The 22,235-nt window shown below is 63.1% G+C and carries 15 protein-coding genes and 1 pseudogene; 4 read left to right on the forward strand and 12 right to left on the reverse strand.

The features are described 5' to 3' along the window. The first annotated feature begins 296 nt into the window (after positions 1-296). Together poxB and LDZ23_RS21570 are read left to right on the forward strand one after the other, a co-directional pair. On the forward strand, positions 297-2,018 hold the full coding sequence (gene poxB / locus LDZ23_RS21565; protein ID WP_033536202.1) for a ubiquinone-dependent pyruvate dehydrogenase: 1,722 nt from the start codon (positions 297-299) through the stop codon (positions 2,016-2,018). A 3-nt stretch (positions 2,019-2,021) separates the two neighbouring features. After that, positions 2,022-2,873: an alpha/beta fold hydrolase gene (locus tag LDZ23_RS21570; RefSeq protein WP_008348030.1), complete on the forward strand. Its 852-nt coding sequence runs from the start codon at positions 2,022-2,024 to the stop codon at positions 2,871-2,873. A 29-nt stretch (positions 2,874-2,902) separates the two neighbouring features. On the opposite strand, the gene LDZ23_RS21575 is transcribed toward LDZ23_RS21570, so the two are convergent. The 3 genes from LDZ23_RS21575 to LDZ23_RS21585 form a co-directional block, all read right to left on the reverse strand. After that, positions 2,903-3,565: a hypothetical protein gene (locus tag LDZ23_RS21575; protein WP_008348031.1), complete on the reverse strand. Its 663-nt coding sequence runs from the start codon at positions 3,563-3,565 to the stop codon at positions 2,903-2,905. Between the two features lie 219 nt (positions 3,566-3,784). Beyond that, the gene (locus tag LDZ23_RS21580) at positions 3,785-4,558 is read right to left on the reverse strand and encodes a DUF899 domain-containing protein (RefSeq protein ID WP_033536203.1); all 774 of its coding nucleotides are present in this window, start codon (positions 4,556-4,558) and stop codon (positions 3,785-3,787) included. Between the two features lie 149 nt (positions 4,559-4,707). Beyond that, on the reverse strand, positions 4,708-5,217 hold the full coding sequence (locus tag LDZ23_RS21585) for a DUF6622 family protein (RefSeq protein WP_008348033.1): 510 nt from the start codon (positions 5,215-5,217) through the stop codon (positions 4,708-4,710). Between the two features lie 314 nt (positions 5,218-5,531). Between LDZ23_RS21585 and panS the strand changes: the two genes are divergently transcribed. Next, complete coding sequence (gene panS / locus LDZ23_RS21590) at positions 5,532-6,491, forward strand: ketopantoate/pantoate/pantothenate transporter PanS (RefSeq protein WP_008348034.1); 960 nt, start codon at positions 5,532-5,534, stop codon at positions 6,489-6,491. A gap of 61 nt (positions 6,492-6,552) precedes the next feature. Here the strand turns inward: panS and LDZ23_RS21595 are convergent, their stop codons facing one another. The 4 genes from LDZ23_RS21595 to LDZ23_RS21610 form a co-directional block, all read right to left on the reverse strand. Next, on the reverse strand, positions 6,553-7,812 hold the full coding sequence (locus LDZ23_RS21595) for an MFS transporter (RefSeq protein WP_008348036.1): 1,260 nt from the start codon (positions 7,810-7,812) through the stop codon (positions 6,553-6,555). Between the two features lie 83 nt (positions 7,813-7,895). Next, a complete protein-coding gene (locus LDZ23_RS21600; RefSeq protein ID WP_033536266.1) occupies positions 7,896-8,801 on the reverse strand; it encodes a LysR substrate-binding domain-containing protein in 906 nt (301 codons plus the stop codon). A 59-nt stretch (positions 8,802-8,860) separates the two neighbouring features. After that, positions 8,861-10,156, reverse strand: coding sequence for a sugar efflux transporter (locus LDZ23_RS21605; protein ID WP_008348039.1), 1,296 nt, complete (start codon positions 10,154-10,156; stop codon positions 8,861-8,863). A 310-nt stretch (positions 10,157-10,466) separates the two neighbouring features. Continuing rightward, on the reverse strand, positions 10,467-13,247 hold the full coding sequence (locus LDZ23_RS21610) for an ATP-dependent Clp protease ATP-binding subunit (RefSeq protein ID WP_033536204.1): 2,781 nt from the start codon (positions 13,245-13,247) through the stop codon (positions 10,467-10,469). 897 nt (positions 13,248-14,144) lie between these two features. On the opposite strand from LDZ23_RS21610, the pseudogene LDZ23_RS21615 reads away from it, so the two are divergent. Then, positions 14,145-15,191: pseudogene (locus LDZ23_RS21615) on the forward strand (glycosyltransferase family 4 protein); the annotation flags it as partial. 341 nt (positions 15,192-15,532) lie between these two features. Here LDZ23_RS21615 and LDZ23_RS21620 read toward each other — a convergent pair. The 5 genes from LDZ23_RS21620 to aroQ all read right to left on the reverse strand — a co-directional run bounded on the left by LDZ23_RS21620 (position 15,533) and on the right by aroQ (position 22,176). Continuing rightward, positions 15,533-16,918, reverse strand: coding sequence for a GntP family permease (locus tag LDZ23_RS21620; protein WP_008348044.1), 1,386 nt, complete (start codon positions 16,916-16,918; stop codon positions 15,533-15,535). 142 nt (positions 16,919-17,060) lie between these two features. Continuing rightward, complete coding sequence (locus tag LDZ23_RS21625) at positions 17,061-17,783, reverse strand: GntR family transcriptional regulator (RefSeq protein WP_008348046.1); 723 nt, start codon at positions 17,781-17,783, stop codon at positions 17,061-17,063. Between the two features lie 136 nt (positions 17,784-17,919). Beyond that, positions 17,920-20,655: an ATP-dependent Clp protease ATP-binding subunit gene (locus LDZ23_RS21630; protein ID WP_008348047.1), complete on the reverse strand. Its 2,736-nt coding sequence runs from the start codon at positions 20,653-20,655 to the stop codon at positions 17,920-17,922. 100 nt (positions 20,656-20,755) lie between these two features. Next, positions 20,756-21,661, reverse strand: a complete 906-nt coding sequence (locus LDZ23_RS21635; RefSeq protein WP_008348049.1) for a LysR family transcriptional regulator — start codon at positions 21,659-21,661, stop codon at positions 20,756-20,758. 77 nt (positions 21,662-21,738) lie between these two features. Then, the gene (aroQ, locus tag LDZ23_RS21640; protein ID WP_033536205.1) at positions 21,739-22,176 is read right to left on the reverse strand and encodes a type II 3-dehydroquinate dehydratase; all 438 of its coding nucleotides are present in this window, start codon (positions 22,174-22,176) and stop codon (positions 21,739-21,741) included. Between the last annotated feature and the right edge of the window lie 59 nt (positions 22,177-22,235).

A 22,235-nucleotide genomic window follows, 5' to 3' on the forward strand; every position in this document is an offset into this window, starting at 1 on the left:
GGTCTCGCTTCAGTCATGCGCAACGGCGGCGGGTCATCGATCCGCCGCCGTTGTCGTTTGCATTACGCATACCGGATTCCTTCCGGAATGATGCATTCAAAATACCGCGATCGCCTATCCTGAACGCCCGCACCACGCGGTCTCGACACGGTTCAGGACAAACCGCCTCGCTCCGGCGTACACTCCTTTTGCGTTTTGAATCCTGCATGCATTGAGCCAACACGGATGCGCGCCACGTCATTCCGTGCGCGGCTCCGTCGATCACTGGACATCCTCTCTTCATCACGGGACACATCATGGCCAAGGGCACGATAGCGGACTATCTGGCGAAGACACTGGCGGCGGCGGGCGTAGAGCGAATCTGGGGCGTGACGGGCGACAGCCTGAACGGTTTGGCGTTCAGCCTCGATCGTGTCGGCTCGATCCGCTGGATGCATACGCGTCACGAGGAAGCAGCCGCTTTCGCGGCCGGAGCCGATGCCGCCGCGACAGGCAAACTCGCGGTATGCGCGGGCAGTTGCGGCCCAGGCAATCTGCATCTCATCAATGGTCTTTACGACTGTCATCGCAATCATCAACCGGTGCTCGCCATCGCGGCGCACATTCCATCGACGGAAATCGGCCTCGGCTACTTTCAGGAAACGCATCCGCAGGAATTGTTCAGGGAATGCAGTCACTTCGTGGAGCTGGTGTCGAATGCGTCGCAGTTTCCGCGCGTGCTCGAACGCGCGATGCGTGCGGCGATCGATCAGCGCGGCGTCGCGGTGATCGTGTTGCCGGGCGACGTCGCATTGAGCGAAGGCCCGGCCGTCGAGCCGCGCTGGACCGCGAGCGCGCCGGGCGCGATCGTGCCGGCAGACGCCGATCTCGACAAGCTCGCGAGCCTTCTGAACGGCTGCGAAGCGGTGACGATCATGTGCGGCAGCGGCGTCGCCGGCTCGCACGACGAAGTGGTCGCGCTCGCCGATACGCTCGGAGCACCGATAGTGCATGCGTTGCGCGGCAAGCAGTTCATCGAGTACGACAACCCGTTCGATGTCGGCATGACAGGGCTCATCGGTTTCAGTTCGGGCTATCACGCGATGATGTCGTGCGACACGCTGCTCCTGCTCGGATGCGATTTTCCGTATCGCCCGTTCTATCCGCCGCAAGCGAAGATCGTGCAGATCGACTGGCGCGGCTCGCAACTCGGACGCCGCGCGCCGCTGGAAATGGGGCTCGTCGGCACGATCAAGGAAACGCTCGCGGCGCTCTTGCCGAAGCTCCAACGCAAGGACGAGCGGCGTTTTCTCGAGAACGCATTGAAGCACTATGCGACCGCCCGCAAGGACCTCGACGATCTCGCGACGCCATCCGCGCCGGGACGTCCGATTCATCCGCAATATCTGACGAAGCTCGTCGATGAAATCGCAGCCGACGACGCGATCTTCACCGTCGACGTCGGCACGCCGACACTGTGGGCCGCGCGTTATCTGACAATGAACGGCAAGCGCCAGTTGCACGGCTCGTTCAATCACGGCTCGATGGCAAACGCAATGCCGCAGGCGCTCGGCGCTCAGGCCGCGCGGCCGCAACGGCAAGTCGTTTCGCTATCGGGCGACGGCGGTTTGTCGATGCTGCTCGGCGATCTGCTCTCGGCCGTGCAACTCGATCTCCCGATCAAGGTCGTCGTGTTCAACAACAGCCTGCTCGGTTTCGTGTCGATGGAACTGAAGGCTGGCGGCTATCTCGACACCAACGTCGATCTCAGCAAGACCGATTTCTCGCAGATCGCGAAGGGCGCGGGCATCTGGTCGGTGCGCGTCGAGGAATCGGAGCAACTCGAAAACGCGCTGCGCGAAGCGTTCGCGCACAAAGGACCGGCGGTCGTCGATGTCGTCACGTCGAAGCATGAACTCGCGATGCCGCCGACCATCGAACTGTCGCAAGCGAAGGGCTTCAGCCTCTATATGTTGCGAGCGATCCTGAGCGGGCGCGGCGATGAGATCGTCGAACTCGCGCGCACGAATCTGCGTTGAGCCATGAACGAATCGAACGATACGCTGCCACTCGATCACGTTTTCGAATACGAAGGACAAGCCGTGCGCTACGGCATGATCGGCGAGGGCGCGCCGCTCGTGATGGTGCACGGCACGCCGTTTTCATCGCAGGTGTGGCGACGCATCGCACCGGTAGCGGCGCGTTTGCGGCGTGTGCATTACTTCGATCTGCTGGGCTACGGTGCGTCGGAGATGCGCGAGGGGCAGGACGTATCGCTCGGCGTGCAGAATCGCGTGCTCGCGGCGCTTCTCGCGCACTGGTGCGGTGAGTGGAACGGTGCCTTGCCCGATGTGCTCGCACACGATTTCGGCGGCGCGACATCGCTGCGAGCCGCGTTGATCGACGGCTGCGCGTATCGTTCGCTGATGCTCGTCGATCCGGTCGCCGTCGCGCCGTGGGGATCGCCCTTCGTGCGTCATGTGCGACAGCATGAAGCCGCGTTTGCGGGTGTGCCGCCGTACATGCATCAGGCGATGCTCGATGCATATCTGCAGGGTGCGGCGCATCGGCGGTTGCAGCAAGAGACGCTGCGCGTCTATACGCGGCCGTGGACCGGCAAAGTCGGGCAGGCCGCGTTCTATCGGCAGATCGCGCAGATGGATCAGCGCTACACCGATGAAGTGCAATCGCGCTATGGCGAATTGAAATGCCCCGTATCGATTCTTTGGGGCGAAGAGGACGAGTGGATACCGGTCGAGCGCGGTGTCGAACTCGCATCGCTGATTCCGGGCGCGCGCTTTACGCGCGTGCGCGGATCAGGGCATCTGATGCAGGAAGATGCGCCCGAAGCGATCGTCGGCGAATGGCTGGCGTTCGCGGGCGCAATCCAGTAACGCGATCAGAAGCGCTATCAGAAGCGCGATCAGAAGCGATAAGTGACGCCGACCTTTACGATCGGATAGAAGCGCAACTTGTCCGCCTTGTTCTGCAGATCCTGCTGTTCGGCGTCGATGTTTTCTTGTCCCGCCGCCGCGACGATATCCGCCGGAACGTCGAGCGTGACGCGCGGGCGGCCATACGCGACGCCTGCATCGAAGAACGCGGAGAAGCCTTTCTCGGCAACAGGCGTATGCCCGAAGCCGATGCCGATATACGGACGCACGGCCGGGAACTTAGCCTTGGCGTGAATGCTTTCCCCGAAAGTCGGATAAGCGATGCCGTCGATGGTGTAGGTGCCGTTCATGCTGGTCGCGGTGCCATCGACATGATCGCCGCCGATGAGCGCGCCAGCCGTGATGCGAAAACCGACCGTTCCCGGCGCCGGAAAAAAGTCGAAATAGAAGCCGCCGTGATAGATGCTCGCGGTGCCGTCGTAGTGGAGACCGCCAGCGTCGAAGTTATGCGAGAACTTCAGGCCGTTGAATTCGGCGCGCACGTTGTCGCGCGTGCCGAGCGGTTCCGAGTAGCCGATGCCCACGCCTTCGGTGCCGATCTGACCGTAGATTTCGCGGGCGTGCGAGAGCGGAGCGGCAAGCGCGGCGAGCGTGCCGATAGCGGCCGCGCATGCGGCCAACGACTTCTTCATTGCAGATTATCCGTGGAGGAGATGGACGAGAGGGCGTCCAGGCGAAAGCGGCGAATAGTGCCGGCTGGTGCGGGAGAGCCGTGCGCGACGGAGGCGTCGCTGTTGATGATTGTGTTTACGGAAACGTTTGCTGAAAACTTTAGCTAAATCGTTCCACAAAAATGCGGAACGGAACCGGCAAGAAATGATGACCGGTTCCGCATTCAACATTGCTCGTTTTTAGACCTTGTTCCTTGCGCTTTCAGCACGGAATGCCGCTTCGCCGGCATCGGAGATTTCGACCCATTTTTTATCGGGCGGCGCATCGTCGACATAACTGTCGTGCCAGTTCCACCACTTATAGGTCGGTGTCTGCGGATAGCCTTCAGGCGAGTCTTCCCAGAGTTCCTGTCGGCCGAGCGGCGTGATGTCGAGATAGTTCCAGGTATTGCCCATCTGCTCGTCGCCGCGATTGTTGAGAAAGTACGTGCGAAATGCACGGTCTCCTTCGCGGAAGAACACGTTCGTGCCGTGCCACTCGTCGACGCCGAAGTCGGCATCGAAGCGATCCGTCAGCGTGAACCAGGGAATGGTCCAGCCCATGCGTTCCTTCAGCCGCACGATGTCCTGCTGCGGCGCGCGCGATACGAAGACGAGCGTCGTGTCGCGCGCATTCAGATGTGCAAGATGCGCGACCTGATCCGCGACCAGCGAGCAGCCGCGGCACGCGTGCTCCGGCCATCCGAAGACGCCCGGCTCATAGAACGCGCGATAGACGATCAACTGACGCCGGCCATCGAAAAGATCGAGAAAGCCGATCTTGCCCGCGGGGCCTTCGAACATGTAGTCCGTCTTCACGGCGGTCCAGGGCATGCGGCGGCGTTCAGCGGCGAGCGCGTCGCGCGCGCGCGTCTGGGCTTTCTCCTTCACCAGCAACTGCTGACGCGCTGCTTCCCATTGCTCCTGCGACACGACGGGCGGCGTGCGCATCCCTGTTTCGTCGGATGTAGTCATGGCCTTGCAACCTCCTGAGTTGGACTCTTGCTCGTTGTTTGCCGTGATTCAGTCTGACTCCGATAGCGGAAAACGGAGAGTAACAAGTGTGACGCCATTTGCCCGATCGCGCGTTCCGATGGCCCGACGCGCGACCGCAGCAATCAGGATCAAGCCCACGAAGCGCGCAGCGCGTGCATCGTTTTCCAGTACGTGAAGAAGCGTCCCGCGAAGATGCCCGCGACGATGCCCGACACGGCAGCGTCGATTGCCGCATAGGTCGTGAGCGCGGGCAGATAGGCGACGGTCGCCATTTCGAAGCCGAGCCAGAACTTCGCGATGAACGTCGCGAGGATCAGCAGCATCGGCAACATGGAGCCGGGCAGCATCACGGTTCGCGCGATCGGATCGACGATGAAGCGGCTCTGGCTCGCAAGGAACACGCCGCCGACGATGCCCGCGCCCAGCGTGGCGATCCACACGGCGACGGCCATCCATCCGGCGAGCGGCGACGCGACGAGATGCGCGATGCCCATGCCCGCGAAAATAATCGGAACGATTGCGAGCTTCGACAGCGGGGTGGTGCTGGCCTGCATCGCCTTGATGCCGCGATACAAAAGAAATGCGAGCAGCACCCAGACCCACGTCGGCGTGCCTTGAACGATGGCGATTGGCGTCATGATCATCTCCTTGCAAGTGGTTGTTTGATGCGCATGATGACGCCGGAGAATGAGCCGCGAATGAGTTGGCGAGCGTATGCGCGCGTCGCGGGAATTAAGCGAATTCCGAAAACCCGTCGCGCGACGGGTAAAATGCGGCGCCTGCCCGACGATCGGCTAGAGAGACCGCGCGTGACCCGCGCGCGCCGGCATCGCGGGCAGCGTCCGCCCCACGAGGGCAAGCTTTCGTCCGTCTGCGCCTGTCCGGTCAACCCGCGCACCGCCGCTTTCGCTGAACCACACACGACACGCAACGACATTCGAGGATCGTTTTCATGCTTGCCCGCATCACCCGCCTTTTCCCGCTCTGGGCCGTGCTGGTTTCCATCGCCGCCTATAGTGCGCCTTCATCCGTGACGGGCATCGCGCCGCACGTCACGACGCTTCTCACGATCATCATGCTGTCGATGGGCGTCACGCTTTCCATCGACGATTTCAGGCGCGTGTTCACGCGGCCCGCGCCGGTCATCGCGGGCATCGTGCTGCATTACCTCGTGATGCCGCTCGCCGCGTGGGTCATCGCGAAAGCGCTGCACATGCCGCCCGATCTGATGGCGGGCATGGTGCTCGTCGGCAGCGTCGCGAGCGGCACGGCGTCGAACGTGATGATCTATCTCGCGCGTGGCGACGTGGCGCTGTCCGTCACGATCAGCGCGCTCTCGACGCTCGTCGGCGTGTTCGCGACGCCGCTGCTCACGCGCCTTTATGTCGATGCCTCCATCGCCGTCGACGTGCACGGCATGCTGATGAGCATCGTGCAGATCGTCGCGCTGCCTATCGTCATCGGCCTCGTCGTGAACCATCTGTTCGGCAAGCTCGTGCGCAAGATCGAGTGGATGCTGCCGCTCGTGTCGATGGTGGCGATCCTGCTCATCATCGCCGCGGTGGTCGGCGGCACGCAGAAGAGCATCGCGTCGGTGGGCATGGTCGTCGCGGTGGGCGTGGTGCTGCACAACGGCATCGGTCTATTGGGCGGCTATTGGGGCGGGCGTCTGCTCGGCTTCGACGAAGCCGTCTGCCGCACGCTGGCAATCGAAGTCGGCATGCAGAACTCGGGGCTCGCGGCGACGCTCGGCAAGCTGTATTTCACGCCGATCGCGGCGTTGCCCGGCGCACTTTTCTCGGTGTGGCACAACCTGTCGGGGTCGATGCTCGCGGGCTATTGGGCGGGACGTCCGGCGAAAGGCTCGACGCGCGAAGCCCACGCGCAGGCCGCCGTCGCGCGGCACGGCTGAGCGTGTGAATCGATCGAAAAAAAACGCGCCGATTGTGGCGCGTTTTTTTTCGGACGCGAAATCAACTCGCCGCGAGCGATGCTTCCGCGACCGGCCGGTCATCGATCGGAAAATGCAGCAGCGCCGCGACGAGTCCGGCGATTGCCGTCGCGGCCCAGATCAGCGAGTACGAGCCGGTCGTGTCGAACACGTAGCCGCCGAGCCACGCGCCGAGAAACGATCCGAGCTGATGACTGAGAAACACGACGCCGAATAGCGTGCCCAGATGCCGCGTGCCGAACACCTTCGCGATGAGTCCGTTGGTGAGCGGCACCGTGCCCAGCCACGTCAGGCCCATCACGGCGGCGAAGACGACGACGGATACGCTCGTCGTCGGCAACAGGACGAAGAGGGCGATCGCGCCGCCGCGAATCAGATAGAGCCACGCGAGGACGTGATGCTGCCGCCAGCGTCCGCCGAGCCAGCCGCATCCCCAACTGCCGATCATGTTGAAGAGGCCGATCAGCGCGAGCGCGGTCGCGCCGAGTCCGACCGGCATGTGGCACAGCATCAGATAGCCGGGCAGATGTGTCGCGATGAACGCAAGCTGAAAGCCGCAAGTGAAAAAGCCGAGCGTCAGCAGCCGATAACCGCGATGCCGCGACGCATACGCGAGCGTTTCGCGCAACGGCATCGCGGCGGCTTGCGCGTGCGTTTCGTGCGATGCCGAAGATGCCTTGCTCCGGCGGCTCGCGCGATCGAGCGCGATGCCGAGCGGCGCGGCGAGCAGCAGCACGAAGGTGAGGGCATAGAGCGACGCCGGCACGCCCGCATGCACGCGCACTTCCTGCGCGAACGGCACCATCAGCACCTGGCCGAGCGAGCCGCCCGCGCTGGCCAGGCCCATCGCGACGCTGCGTGTTTGCGGCGACGCCACGCGTCCGACCGTCGCGAGCACGACGCCGAAACTCGTGCAACTGATGCCGATGCCCACGAGCAAGCCGAGACCGAGCACGAGCATCCAGCCGGAAGTCGCGGCGGCGGCGAGCGCGAGCCCGGCGGCGAACGTGGCCGCGCCCGTCGCGACGACCGGCGCTGCGCCGTATCGATCGGCGGCCGCGCCCGCGAACGGCTGCGCGAAGCCCCACACGAGGTTGTGCAGCGCGATCGCGAAGGCGATCAGCGTGACGGGCATGCCGCGATCGAACGAAAACGGCCCGATGAAAAGCCCGAACGTCTGGCGCACGCCCATCGCGGCGCTCAGGATCAGCGCGGCCGCGCCGATGAGCACCCACGTCGTCGCGCGGTGCGTGGCCGATCGTGTGGTCGATAAAGACGACATGGCTCGTTCCTCCTTGCGGCCATCGTCGCAGGCGAACGTCCGTGCTGACAAACGAAAAGATTTCGCCGTCGGATGAGCGCAGTTCAACCGTTATCGACGAAACGGGCCGCTTGTTCGATCAGCCAGTTGCGAAACGCGACGAAATCCGCGCGCGCGCTCGCTTGCGGCGTCTCGCAGAGCCAGTAGGCGGTTTGCGTCTCGACGCTCGTCGCTGACGCTTCGACCAGCGTGCCCGCCGCCAGCTCGCGATCGACGAGCGGACGCCTGCCGATGACGACGCCAAGCCCGGCCGCGGCGGCATCGAAGCCGAGCTGAACGGTATCGAAGCGAAGGCCGCCGTGCAGATCGAGACCGTCGATGCCCGCGCCGTCCATCCACGCTTGCCAGTCCTGACTGGCCGTATCGATGTGAATGAGTGCGGCGCGGGTGAGATCCGGAACGCCGCCGGCGCCGGTCAGCATCGCGCGATAGGCGGGGCTGCACACCGGCACGAGCCGCTCGCCGAAGAGACGTTGCCACGACGATGCGCCATCGACCGGGCCGCGCGAGAGGCGCAGGCCGAAGTCGAAGCCGTCGACGGGAAAGCCCGCCTGGCGGCGCGAAGTGTCCACGGTGACGTCGATGTTGGGCCAGCGCGCGCGGAAATCGGCGAGGCGCGGCACGAGCCAGCGGGCCGCGAGCGTCGGCGCGCACGTAACCGAGATCGCGCGGCGCTTGCGCCTGTCGGGCAGCGACTGCGTGCCGACGACGATAAGCGAAAACGCTTCGGCGATGTACGGCAGATAGTGTTCGCCGGCGGCGGAGAGCGACAGCCCGCGCGGCTCGCGCACGAAAAGCTCGACGCCGAGCATCGCTTCAAGCGCGCCGATGCCGTGGCTCACGGCACCCGGCGTCACGTTGAGTTCGGCGGCCGCGAGCTTGAAACTGCGATGGCGCGCGGCGGCTTCGAAGAGACGCAGGGCGTTGAGCGGCGGGAGGCGCTGAGACATGGTCGCGTGGGAATCGACGAAAGGTGCGCCTATATTGCCATTCCCCGACAGCGAAGAGGTCAGGCCGATGTCTGCCGCCGCGCCTTCCACCAGTCGAGAATGCGCCGCGCGATGAGCGCGAACGGCGGATTGGCGAACAGCACCGCCGCGCTCAACGCGATGCATCCGCACACGAGAAACGTGCCGCGATAGCCGAGCGCGGCCACGAGCGCGCCGGACAGAACGCCCGACAGGATCGATCCGACGCGCGACGCGTTGAAGAAAAGCGCCGTCGCCGATCCGGGGCTTTGCGGCATCAGATCCTGCATGTACGTCATGCCGAGGCACGACGTCACCGAGACGACGAAGGCGTTGAAGGCTTGCATCGGAATGAGGAAGTGGACGTTGGGCGACGCCGCCACCGCAATGAAATAAATCAGATGCACGACGGCGCACGACGCGAGCCATCGCTGCTTGTCGAGACGCGAAGCACGCGCGCCGAGCGCGAGCATCATCGGAATTTCGAGGAATGCGCCGAGGCCCAGCATGATCGATACGTCGATGCGCGTGCCGTGCATGCCGTGCACGACGTAGAGCGGTAGGACGATCATCGTAGCGCTCGCGGCGAGCCCGATGAGCGTCATGGCGACGGTCGCGCGCCAGATCTCGGCGCGAGAGTGCGACGCGCCGGGGTGCGGCGGGACGAGCTCCTCGGTGTCGGGCGCGGTGACTTCGAGCAGCGATGTCGGGTCGCCGGCGTAGTGCGCCGGTGCGCTGTGCGGGTCGCCCCTGGGCGAGCCGTGCATGCGCCAGACGATCGCGCCGCACGCGACGAAACAGGCCGCCGCGAACAGAAACAGGCCGTAGAAGCCGGCGCCGGCTAGCACCAGCGCGCCGACGGAGGGCCCGAAGACCCACGCCATCGAAAGAACGGTTCGCAAGGTGGCGAGCGCGAGGGACCGCTCGGCTTCGTCGTCGACGGGCAACGCGGCGCGCGCGAACGAGAACACGAGCGACATCGCGGAGCCGCCTGCGCCGAGAAACAGCATGCCGATCACGACCAGCGCGGTGTAATTGCGCACGACGCACATCAACAGAAAACCGAGCGATGAAGCAATGAGCGCCGCGAGCAGCAATTCCCGATGATGGCCGTGCCTGTCGGACCATTTTCCGGCAAACGCGCTGGCCACGACGCCGCTCGCGGCGATGACCGTCATGAAGACGCCGAGCTTCAAGGGGCTCATATCCGCCTGTTCGACGCTGAACAGCGACAGATACGGCGCGGTGAACGACATCGCGACGCCGAGCATCAGGGTCGCGCTGGAGAGCGGCAGGAAGAACGGAATGCGGGTGAGACTGAGCAGGCGTGTGTTCATCGGGACGTGGGTCGGCTTGGGGACTCGGGCCGAAAAGGCAGGTCGTGCTTTGAGCGCAAGCGGCGTACCGCTTTGAATGCGGCAACGCGCGGAACTTGCGCAGTTTGCCATCGTTGTCGGAGGATGCGTGTAGCGATTAGTTAATCGTGATTGACATAATGCAAATTAGCGCAGGAATTGATGCCGAGGCTCAATTGAAATGTCGTACTTGGAATTGCGACAGCTAGCGAATCGTCTATCCGTACGTGCCGCGGGGCGCCCGGTCGAACCCGACCGTGCGCGCTTCGGACGGCATTGGCAACGGCCGCGTTCAATGTTCGCTCTTGGCCGACTCCTTGCTGCGTTCCGCCGACTTTGCCCCGTTCTTCTTCTTGCTCGCTGGACCGGACTTGTTTTGTTTCGGCTTCGCTTCGCCCTCGACCTTGGCGAACGTGATCGCGTCCTTGTCCTTGTCGTAGCTCACGTCTACCGTGTCGCCCGGAGCGAGTTTGCCGCCGAGAATCTCCTTCGCGAGCCGGGTCTCCAGTTGCTGGCGGATCTGGCGTTTCAGTTCGCGTGCGCCGAATTCGGGCCGATAACCCACATCGGCAAGATGATCGATGACCGGGTCCTGCACCCTGAGCGTGATGTCCTGAGCCGCCGCCGTGCGCGCGACGCGGTCCAGCTGTATCTGCACGATCGAGCGGATGTTCTCGCGCGAAAGCCCGTGGAACACGATGATTTCGTCGATGCGATTCAGGAACTCGGGGCGAAAGTGGCCTTTCAGCACGGCCATGAGCTTCTCGCGCATGGCTGCCTCGGTGTCGCGGTCCTTCTCGGTTCTCTCGAGGTTGTCCATGATGATGGACGCGCCAAGATTGCTGGTCGAGATGATGACGGTGTTGCTGAAGTCGACGACGCGGCCCTTGCCATCGGTGAGGCGGCCATCGTCGAATACTTGCAGCAGCACATTGTTCACATCGGGATGCGCCTTCTCGATTTCGTCGAGCAAGATCACGCAGTAGGGACGGCGGCGCACGCGTTCGGTCAGCTGTCCCCCTTCGTCATAGCCGACGTATCCCGGCGGCGCGCCGATCAGCCGCGCGACTGCGTGGCGCTCCATGTACTCGGACATGTCGATGCGGATCACCGCCTGCTCGTCACCGAACACGGTCTCCGCTAGCGCCTTCGCAAGCTCGGTCTTGCCGACGCCCGTCGGTCCGAGGAACAGGAACGTCGCGATGGGCCGGTGCGCTTGCCCCATGCCCGCGCGTGACAGCCGCACCGCATCGCTCACCGCGACCACGGCTTCGTCCTGACCGATCACGCGTTCGCGCAGCTTGCTCTCCATCTCGAGCAGTCTTTCGCGTTCTTCCTGCGTGAGTTCGGTGACGGGAATGCCGGTGAGACGCGAGACCACTTCCGCGACCGCTGCAACCGTCACTTCGAGCGTCTCCGATCCGGTCTTGCGCTGCCATGCCTCGGTCAGGTCGTCGAGCTTCGTCTGCTTCTCGTTGATGCGTTCCTCGAAGTTCTTCGCTTCATCGAAACGCTTGCGCGACGAGGCATAGGCCTGCTCGCGCTTCGACTGGGCGATTTCCGCTTCCAGCTCCTGCATTTCGGGCGGGCGCGACTTCGAGCCGATTCGCACGCGCGCCGCAGCCTGATCGATGAGATCGATAGCCTTGTCGGGCAAATAACGTGACGTGATGTAGCGGTCCGACAACTCCGCTGCCGCGACGAACGCTTCATCGGCGAAAGTGACCTGATGGTGCGCTTCGAGTTTGTCGCGCAAGCCGCGCAAAATGACGATGGTTTGCTCGACCGTCGGCTCCGGCACGAGCACCGGCTGAAAGCGCCGCTCGAGCGCCGCATCCTTCTCGATGTGCTTCTGGTATTCGTTGAGTGTCGTCGCGCCGATCAAACTCAGCTCGCCGCGCGCGAGCGCCGGCTTCAGCACGTTCGCGATGTCGAGTCCGCCCTCGCCGCCGCCCTGACCCGCGCCGACTATCGTGTGCAACTCGTCGATGAACACGATGAGTTCATCCTGCTTCGAAGTGATCTCGTCGATCACCTGCTTTGCGCGCTCTTCGAATTCGCCGCGATACTTCGCGCCCGCGACCATCGAATTGATGTTGATCTCGATGAGCCGCTTGTTGCGCAAGTCTTCGGGCACGTCGTCGTTCACGATGCGCTGTGCCAGCCCTTCGACGATCGCAGTCTTGCCCACACCCGGCTCGCCGATCAACACAGGATTATTCTTCTTGCGCCTCGCGAGCACCTCGATGGTACTTTCGATTTCCTGTGCGCGTCCGAGCACCGGGTCGAGCTTGCCTGCGCGCGCCATCGCGGTGAGATCGCGGCCGAACTTGTCGAGCGTCGGCGTGCCGGTCGGCGTATCGACGCGGCCGTCTTCCGCACCCTTGCCCACGACCTTCACCACTTTCTGGCGAAGCGCCTCGGGCGTGACGCCGTACTTTCTGAGGAGCCCCCCGGCGATGCTGTCGGTCACGGACGCAAGCCCTATCAGCACATGCTCGGGACCGACATAGGAATGGCCGAGTTCTCGCGAGGCCTGGAACGCGTACTGAAAAGCCTTCTTCAGGCGCGGCGAAATCGTCATCTTTTCGACCGGCGTATCGGGCGCGGCTTTGCCCTTTTGCGCGTGCTCGTCGATATAGCGGCGGATGTCGTCGGCAGAAAGCTTCAACTCCTTGAAGAGCGCCTGCACGACGTCCATGTCGGCCAGCACGTAAAGCACCTGCTCGGTGTCGAGTTCCGTCTTCTGCAATTCGTGCGCCTTTTCGGCGGCGCGTTGCAGAAGTTCCATCGTCTGCTCGCTGAAGGCATCGGTCACGTCGACGGACTCGCGCGGCACCGAAGCGACGATATCGTCCTCGTTTTCCTCGCCAGTGCCGTCCGTGTCACCCATCAGACGCGACAGACCTCCGCCGCCCAGTAAGGAATCGAAAGGATTCAGCATGGTTTGATGCCGCATCAACTGGCGATAGTCGTACTCGCAAATCGACATCGATTTGCGGCGGCCGTTCTGCACGACGGTTACCTGCGCAACCGCCGGACGGGCATGACAAATCTCGCAAAGGGCTGGCATATCAATCGTCTCCGGTTGGGGCGATTCGATACCTATGGCGCACAGCGCTGAGTTCTTTCGAACCGCCGGGTGTCGAGGGGCATCTCCTGACAAGTCTCTTTCGAACGTGTTCCTCCGTGCGGCGTGTCGGCTAATTCGCCGGCCGCGATGAAACGGATGCCTGACTCATCGCTAACGTTCATCGTGAGTGAGCGGTGGTATCGGACAGCATTCGACGTTCCGTTAAATGCCTGCTCTCTTGCACCGATCTTCTTTTCGCGTTGAATCATCGCGACCACGGGCAACGGGTGGCCGGTGGCTCTGCATTGGTGTCCACGCCAGGGGAAGCATCTCCGTGTGCTACGCGATGTGAGCGTTTCGCGAAACGGCTCGTCTCTGTGTCTGATCCGCGGCCCGTCACCAGATCGGTGCGCTTCGTCGTCCTGGACAGGTGCTCATGACGAGGCATCACCGATGCAGACTATGCGTGCGCGTCAACTGACCGAATGGCGACCCTTCCGGCTCGTGAACCTAGCCGCTGTTGCAACATCTGCAGCCAAGTGCAAGTTCTCCGCGATTACGCGATTACACGTCGCGCGCCACGCATCGATTAGATAGCCGTACCAATCGCACCGAATCTCGATGCTCATCCGCGAGCCGACTCTGTCGACATGAATCGGGCACGCCGATAGCTGCCGATTTCATCACGCACCGTCACGAATAATGCTCGTCGTTGGCACTCACTGTTTAGGATGGCGATAGATTGTCCGGATTCAACCCGCAATAGCAGAAGCTGTCTGCAAGGTGCCGGTCTGCATGAGAGGGGACGTCCCGCAGGGATGGGTGCGAGCGTCGCGAGCATGTCTGAGCACTCGCATTGCACGAAACCGCAGGCGGGCCGCACTGGAGAACCAACCTATGCGAATCGCACAAATCGCACCGTTGCACGAAGCGGTTCCCCCGAAGTTATACGGCGGCACTGAGCGCGTGGTGTCGTATCTGACAGATGCACTCGTCGACCTCGGCCACGATGTGACCTTGTTCGCAAGCGGCGATTCGCAGACCCGCGCGAGGCTCGAACCAGCCTGGCCGCGCGCCCTGCGGCTCGATCCGGGCATCCGCGGTTCGCTTGCCCCGCACATGCTGCTGCTCGAAACCGTTCGCCGCCGCGCGCATGAGTTCGACGTCTTGCACTTCCATCTCGAGTACCTGCCGTTCCCGCTGTTCTCTCAAAGCGATACGCCGTTCGTCACGACGCTGCACGGCCGTCTCGATCTGCCCGAGCTGCGCGCGATCTTCGCGACGTTCACGCACGCGAACATCATCTCGATCTCGGACGACCAGCGTAGCCCCTTGCCGCGCGCAAACTGGCTGAAGACGGTGTATCACGGCTTGCCTGACGGCCTGCTCACGCCGCAGCCGCACAAGAAGCCGGAATATCTGGCGTTCCTCGGCCGCATCAGCCCGCAAAAGCGTGCCGATCTCGCCATCGAGATCGCGGCGCGAAGCGGCTTGCCGCTGAAGATTGCAGCGAAGGTCGACAAGGCTGATGAGAAGTATTTCGCGTCGACTGTCGAGCCGCTGCTTTCGCAGGCGCACGTCGAATTCATCGGTGAAATCAGCGAAACGCGGAAGCCGGATTTTCTGTCGGGTGCGAAGGCGCTACTGTTTCCGATCGACTGGAACGAGCCGTTCGGCCTTGTGATGATCGAATCGATGGCGTGCGGGACGCCGGTGATTGCGTTCAAGCGCGGAGCGGTGCCCGAGGTGATCGATCATGGCGTGACCGGTTTCATCTGCGAAGACGTGCAAGACGCGGTCGGCGCACTGCATCGGATCGACGAGCTGTCGCGCCCCCGCGTCCGCGCGCAATTCGAGCGCCGCTTCAGCGCCAGCAGGATGGCGCAGAATTATGTCGATGCCTATACGTCGATGCTGCACGCCGCCAAGCGCCCCGTGCCGCGTTGGGAATCGCCGAGGTGCGCGATGGACGGAAGACGGAACCATTGGAATGCCCACCGTAAGCGAAGCGACGCACTGACTTGCGAAACCATCGACGACAACGAGCCTGTGCCGCAACGAAAGTTTCAACGCGCTCGCTTCGGCGGTCCGAACATCGGCAGCGACAATCCCTGGACCTTCGCCCTTGCCATTCTGCGAGGCCTAGGCAGCTTGGCCACCCTAGGCTGGGCTTTGGGCACGGTTGTAGCCGTGGCCGTCACGAAGCTGCGCACGCGCGGTGATCACGCGCTTCGTCTGGAGTCGTCAGCGCTCCGATGACTGATTGCCGGCGTGTTCCCTGCAGTTCAGCCAACGTGGACTGCCGCGTTGAAGATCAGCGCCATCACCAGGCCAACCACAGCCACGATGGATTGAACCACCGAGATCGTTTTGGTGGCTTCGCCCATCGTCATGCCGAACGATTCCTTCACCATCCAGAAGCCGGCGTGGTTCGCATAGTTGAAGAACAGCGAACCGCAGCCGATGGACAAGGCCAGCAAAGGCAGGTTAAGGCTCGGATCGGCGCCGGCCAGCGGAGCCAGCAGACCCGCCGCGCCGACGATTCCCACCGTCGCCGATCCGGTAGACACGGACAGCAACATCGCGATCAGCCATCCGAGGATCAGCGGGGGAAAAGCGAAGTGCTGCGTCAGATGCACGATCGCCTCACCCACCTTCGCACTGGTCAGCATTTCCTGAAACGCGCCGCCGCCGGCGATGATCATGATGATGGAAGCAATCGGCTTGAGGCTGTTGCCGAGCGCGTGACGCAGCTTTTCGGCATCGCCGCCCCGGGCGAGGACCAGCGCCGCAACTGCGAACAGTACGCCCAGCAGCATGGCTATCAGCGGATTGCCGAGGAAGCTGGCAACGTGCAGCATCGGTGCGTTCTTCGGCAACACCATCTCCGCCACCGCATGAACCAGCATCAGGATGGCGGGCAACAGGGCCGCCAGCACGCCGAGACCGACCCCGGCGCGGTGGCCATTGTCGGACTGTTCGACGACGGTGAACTGGTCCAGCAAGGCCTGATCGGGCCTGGTGCTCATGCGCGGCGAGATGAACGCGCCATAGAGCGGGCCGCCCAGAATCATCGCGGGAATGGCCGCCAGAAAGCCGTACAGCATGGTCGGCCCCACCGAAGTCTTGAGCGTGGCGATCGCCGTCAAAGGACCCGGATGGGGCGGCACCATGCCGTGCATTGCGGCAAGAGCCGAAATCACGGGCACGCCGACGTACACATAGGCCGAGCCCTTGAACCGGGCATGGCTTTCCAGCTTGCGCGCCACGCTGAAAATCAAGGGAAGCATGACGACCAGCCCTACTTCGAAGAACATCGGAATGCCCACCACGAAAGCCACGAGGGTCATCGCCCAGGGAATCATACGGTCGGAGGCGCGCCTCAGAATGGCCTCGGCAATCTGCTCGGTAATGCCCGCATCCGCGAGGATTTTGCCGAGCATCGCACCCAGCGCGATGACGACGCCCACCGCGCCCAACGTCTTGCCCGCGCCGTTGGTCAGATGCTTGACGATGCTTCCCGGCTCCATGCCGGTTGCGAACCCTACGCCGATTGAAACGACGAGCAAAGCGAGAAGCGGATGCATCTTGATGCGCGACACGATGAGCGCGACAAGCAGCACCACGCTGATCAGCGCGGTCAGCAACAAATCGATATCTAGACTGGTCATGGAATGAATCTTAGGTTTGGAATGGTTTGCCGAGCGTGCTCGTGAATCGATCGTGCTCGGAAAGGGAAGCATGGTCGCGTCGGCTTCAGGCGAACGGCCCTGAACCGGTTGCGCATGCCGTCTCCCAATCGCGGTTCTTTGGCTAGCGGATCTCCGCCTGATACATGAATTCGCTGGCGGGTCCGCGCGAACGGCGCCACTCGAGCGGCTGCCGATCGTAGCCGAAGGCGAGACGCTCGATGACCACGGCAGGCGTCCCCGGCTCGATGTTCAAAAGCTTCGCGTGTCGCGAGCCGATGGCTTCGACGGTAAGGGTTTCCGTGGCGGATGCCACGATCTGATTGCACTGCGTCTCGTAGACCGGGTAAAGGAGGTCGCCGATCTCGCCCACGTCCATCTTCGCAAACGCCGCAAAACGTGCGTAGGGCAACCAGATCTCTTCAGCGAGCATCGGAACGCCGTCGATCAGCCGCACGCGCGACATCTGGATCACGCGCGCCGTGCTCGATATCTGCAGTCTCGCGGCTACCGCCGATGGCGCATCGACCACGTCCCGGCGCAGTATGCGACTCTCCGGAATGCGCCGTTCGCCTTGCCGTGTTTGAAAGCGGAAGAAGCGAAACAGGGAGCCGTCGAAGTTCGCGCGCCGTACAAAGGTCCCTCTTCCCTGAAAGCGCTCGAGCATGCCTTCCGCGACGAGCAGATCGACGGCCTTTCGCACTGTGCCGACAGCAAGGCCGTAGCTTTGAGAAAGCGCCTGCTCGGTCGGGATCGCTTCGCCCGGGCGCCATTCACGAGCCGCGATCAGGGCAACCATTTCATCCCGCAGGCGCTGATAACGGGGTAAGCGGCCATCGGCCTGCATGATCGTCTCCATCGAATTCATATATATGATTACATGTTTTCTCTCCGAATGGATCGGGGATAACCCTGCCGCATCATGACGCGACCGTCGCCCGTCGGCTTGAAAGACGCGAGGTTTGGCGTAGTGATGCTCGCGGTCAAGGTGTGGGCGGCGTGCCCTCGCCCGCCTGATTCGCCAGTCCCGCGCGCTTCACATCGAACGCGAGCCGCTTGTTCTCCGCGTCGTAGTGGCACTTCACTTGTGCGCCCTCGGTAACGTCGCCCTTGAGCATTTCCTTCGCCAACTGGTTTTCGATCGACTGCCTGATCTGCCGACGCAGTTCGCGCGCACCGAACTCGGGACGGTAGCCGACGTCCGCGAGATGATCGACGACGGATTCGTCGAACTCCAGCACGACGTCCTGGCTGTGCGCGAGGCGCTGCACCTGATCGAGCATCAGCCGAACGATCTGGCGCACCTCATCGCGGCCGAGCGAGGAAAACAGAATGATGTCGTCGATCCGGTTCAGGAACTCGGGCCTGAAATGCTGGCGCAGCACGCTCATCACGCCATTCTGAACCGATGCGTCCGCATCGCTCGCGTTGGTCGTGAATCCGAGCGTCGCGCGCTTCTGACCGGCGATCACGTCAGAGCCGAGATTGCTCGTCGCGATGATCAGCGTGTTGCTGAAATCGACCACGCGGCCTTTGCCGTCGGTCAGGCGCCCGTCGTCGAAGACTTGCAGAAGCACGTTGTACACATCGGGATGCGCCTTTTCGATCTCGTCGAGCAGGATCACGCTATAAGGCCGACGCCGCACGCGCTCCGTCAATTGCCCGCCTTCGTCATAGCCGACATAACCCGGCGGCGAGCCGATGAGCCGCGACACCGCGTGACGCTCCATGTACTCGCTCATGTCGACGCGCAGCATGGCGTCTTCCTCGCCGAAGACGACTTCCGCCAGCGCTTTCGCAAGCTCCGTCTTGCCCACACCCGTCGGCCCGAGGAACAGGAACACGGCGATCGGCCGGTTGCGGCCCTGCAAGCCGGTACGTGCGCGCCGCACCGCGTCCGACACCGCAACGACCGCTTCTTGCTGCCCGATCACCCGCTTGTGCAGGCGCTCTTCCATCTGCAGCAGACGGGCACGCTCCTCCTCGGTCAGTTGAGTCACGGGAATGCCGGTGATCGTCGCGACGATCTCGGCGACGTGCGCGACCGTCACCGTCGACGTGTTCGTGCCGACGCGCTGCTTCCAGCTATCCGTGGCATCGCCGAGTTGCTTTTCCTTCTGCGCGATCTCGCTGTCCAAAGCATGCGCGCGGTCGAACTGCTTGCGCGATGCCGCATAGTCCTGTTCGCGTCGCAATTGCGCGAGCTCCGACTCCAGTTCGAGGATATCGGCGGGGCGCGATGTGGCCGACAGATTCACGCGCGCCGCGGCCTGATCGACGAGATCGATCGCCTTGTCAGGCAGAAAGCGCCCCGTGATATAGCGATCCGACAGTTCCGCCGCGCCGACGATCGCATCGTCCTGGATCGTGACCTTGTGGTGCGCTTCGAGCCGGTCGCGCAGTCCACGCAGGATATTGATGGTCTGCGCGACGGTCGGCTCCGCGACCAGCACCGGCTGAAAGCGCCGCTCGAGCGCCGCGTCCTTTTCGATGTGCTTCTGATACTCGGCAAGCGTGGTCGCCCCGATCATGTTCAGCTCGCCGCGCGCCATCGCCGGCTTGAACACGTTGGCGATATCCAGTCCGCCTTCGCCGCCGCCCTGCCCCGCGCCGACGATGGTATGCACTTCATCCACGAACAGCAGCAGCTTCTCGCGATTCGCGGTGATTTCATCGACGACCTGCTTCACGCGCTCCTCGAACTCGCCGCGATACTTCGCGCCCGCAACCAGCGAGTTGATGTTCAGCTCGACGAGGCGCTTGTCGCGGAGCGACTCGGGCACATCGCCGTTGACCATGCGCTGCGCGAGCCCTTCGACGACCGCGGTCTTGCCCACACCCGGCTCGCCGATCAGCACCGGATTGTTCTTGCGCCGGCGCGCGAGCACTTCGACCATGGTTTCGATTTCGCGCGCGCGTCCGATCACGGGGTCGAGATGCCCTTCACGTGCGAGCGCGGTGAGATCGCGGCTGAACTTGTCGAGATGCGGCGTGCGTGACGGCGGCCCGTCGCCGCGCGGCGGTCCGCCCGCGCCGACCGTCTGCGCGGTCTGCTGCCTGAGCGCCTGCTGATCGACACCGAGCTTGCCGAGCAATTGGCCCGCGAAGCTGTCGGGTACATCGGCAAGGCCGATCAGCAAATGCTCCGGCGCGACGTAGCTATGCCGCAGCTGACGCGATGCGAGAAAAGCGCGGTCGAGCGCGCTCTTCAGACGAGGCGACACGGCGATCATGCCGTCCGGCGGCGGGCTCGCGCGCTCGCGGCGTTGCGCGTTGGCGTCGATGAAGCCGCGGACTTCGGCCGCATCGATGCCGATGCTCTTGAGAATCGACTCGATGACGGCGTTGTTTGCAAGCTCGTAGAGCAGATGTTCCGTGTCGACCTGCGAGCAGCCGGATTGCACTGCGCGCTCGGCGGCGCGCATCAGCATCTCTTTCGCGCCGTCGCTGAAGTATCGGTCGATGTTCGCGCCTTCGTTTTCGTTGCGCCGCACACCGGCATCGCGCGGTTCTTGCTGTGCGGCACTTTCGGGCGCGGACGCCTCGCCGGGCGCGCCGCCCATGAACAGCGATTCGAGCGGCGAGAGCGCGCGCTGGTGCCGCGTGAGCTGCGCATAGTGAAAATCGCACACGTCGATGACGTGACGGCGGCCGTTGCGCAGCACTGCGAGGCGCACGGTCGCGGGCCGTGCGCCGCATACGTCGCACAAGTGAGCCATATTCGTCTCCTAGGTCGTGGCAGGGCACGCCGCCCCGGAGAGGAATTTGCTGCAACCGTTGTTCCTGCGCCCGGCGGAACGACGATTGCTATTCGCCCGTCTAGTTTTTCGCGAGGAACAGCTCAGCGACGACAGAGCGAAGCCAGCGGTTTCCCGCTTCGTCGTGATACTTCGCATGCCAATGCTGCCGTACCGCGAACTTCTCTACCGGGAACGGGCAAGAGTGAACCGCAAGGCCATTCACTTTTGCCAAGGTTTCTCCAATGTTTCGCGGCAGCGTCGCGATCAGGTCGGTTGATTTGACAATCGATCCAAGCCCAAGCATTCCCGGAAGCTCCAGCACGACATCACGTTCGATTCCATCGCGCAATAATGCCTGTTCGAGTAACTGCGCACCCGTGCCTGCGGCGATGATGACGTGCCCTTCGCTGCGGTATTGCTTCAGTGTCAGCTTCGCGCGGACGCGCGGATGGTCCGGGTTGGCGAGACACACCCAATCCTGCATATAGAGCTGTTGCTGATACATTCCGCCGCCGAGCCACGGAACATGACCGATCGCCAGATCGGCCTCGCCAGATTCGAGCGCGCGCTCGGTGTTGCCGTCGATCCGCGCCGCCTCCAGACGGATGCCCGGTGCCTTGGCGCGCACATAGGCCAGCATCCGCGGAAGCAAGGTGATATGACTCGCGTCGGTCATGCAGATGCGAAACCGTCGCTTCGCCGTGACCGGATCGAAAGAAATCTCCCACGACGAGAATCTGCGAAGCGACTCGAGGATTTCCCTGCACGGACCGATCAGCGCATCCGCCTGAGGCGTGGGCGTCATGCCGCCTGGCGTGCGAATGAAAAGGGGATCCTGCAGATGTTCGCGCAAGCGCGCGAGCCAGATGCTAACGGTCGGTTGGGCCTGTCCAAGCTGCTCCGCTGCACGCGTGACGCTGCGAACGTCATAGAGCAGATCGAAGAGCTGAAGCAGCTTGAGGTCGGGCAGATCGGGCGTGGTCATGCATCCATTGTAGAACGCAATGTCGCTCTTGTGACCATTGCATCAGAGATGACGCACACCGGACCTGACTTTGTTTGTCACGCTGCCGCGGACACCGCCGCGCGCAGACCAAGGGAATAGCTTTCGATACCGAACCCGCATATCTGCCCCTTGACGATTTCCGCGAACACCGAATGATGACGGAAAGCCTCGCGTGCATGGATGTTCGACATATGAATCTCCACGACGGGCACGGTCAGAATGGCGAGTGCATCGCGGATGCCGTAACTGTAATGCGTCCATGCGCCCGCATTGATGAGCACGCCATCGACCTTGTCGGCAAACGCCTGATGGATGCGTTCGCACATGTCGCCCTCGCTGTTGCTCTGATAGCTTTCGACCGTTACGCCGAGTTGATTCGCGAGCGCCTGCAATTTCTCATCGATGTCGGCGAGCGTGGCCGTGCCGTACTGAACGGGATCTCGCTTGCCGAACATGTTGTGGTTGACACCATGCAGCATAAGAAACGTTTTCATTCTTTCGTCCGAGTCAAATTGCAGACCGTTAATGTTCATTCCACCGATGTCTTCTCGAC

The organism is Caballeronia zhejiangensis (assembly GCF_022879815.1).
GTDB lineage: Bacteria > Pseudomonadota > Gammaproteobacteria > Burkholderiales > Burkholderiaceae > Caballeronia > Caballeronia zhejiangensis.

Bases quoted from the DNA above. Each gene is read 5' to 3' on its own strand.
- LDZ23_RS21585 (WP_008348033.1), bottom strand. From the start codon at position 5,217: ATGACGCCAATCGCCATCGTTCAAGGCACGCCGACGTGGGTCTGGGTG.
- LDZ23_RS21570 (WP_008348030.1), top strand. From the start codon at position 2,022: ATGAACGAATCGAACGATACGCTGCCACTCGATCACGTTTTCGAATAC.
- LDZ23_RS21610 (WP_033536204.1), bottom strand. From the start codon at position 13,247: ATGCCAGCCCTTTGCGAGATTTGTCATGCCCGTCCGGCGGTTGCGCAG.
- aroQ (WP_033536205.1), bottom strand. From the start codon at position 22,176: ATGAAAACGTTTCTTATGCTGCATGGTGTCAACCACAACATGTTCGGC.
- LDZ23_RS21600 (WP_033536266.1), bottom strand. From the start codon at position 8,801: ATGTCTCAGCGCCTCCCGCCGCTCAACGCCCTGCGTCTCTTCGAAGCC.
- panS (WP_008348034.1), top strand. From the start codon at position 5,532: ATGCTTGCCCGCATCACCCGCCTTTTCCCGCTCTGGGCCGTGCTGGTT.
- LDZ23_RS21620 (WP_008348044.1), bottom strand. From the start codon at position 16,918: ATGACCAGTCTAGATATCGATTTGTTGCTGACCGCGCTGATCAGCGTG.
- LDZ23_RS21630 (WP_008348047.1), bottom strand. From the start codon at position 20,655: ATGGCTCACTTGTGCGACGTATGCGGCGCACGGCCCGCGACCGTGCGC.
- LDZ23_RS21625 (WP_008348046.1), bottom strand. From the start codon at position 17,783: ATGCAGGCCGATGGCCGCTTACCCCGTTATCAGCGCCTGCGGGATGAA.
- LDZ23_RS21595 (WP_008348036.1), bottom strand. From the start codon at position 7,812: ATGTCGTCTTTATCGACCACACGATCGGCCACGCACCGCGCGACGACG.
- LDZ23_RS21580 (WP_033536203.1), bottom strand. From the start codon at position 4,558: ATGACTACATCCGACGAAACAGGGATGCGCACGCCGCCCGTCGTGTCG.
- LDZ23_RS21635 (WP_008348049.1), bottom strand. From the start codon at position 21,661: ATGACCACGCCCGATCTGCCCGACCTCAAGCTGCTTCAGCTCTTCGAT.
- LDZ23_RS21575 (WP_008348031.1), bottom strand. From the start codon at position 3,565: ATGAAGAAGTCGTTGGCCGCATGCGCGGCCGCTATCGGCACGCTCGCC.
- poxB (WP_033536202.1), top strand. From the start codon at position 297: ATGGCCAAGGGCACGATAGCGGACTATCTGGCGAAGACACTGGCGGCG.
- LDZ23_RS21605 (WP_008348039.1), bottom strand. From the start codon at position 10,156: ATGAACACACGCCTGCTCAGTCTCACCCGCATTCCGTTCTTCCTGCCG.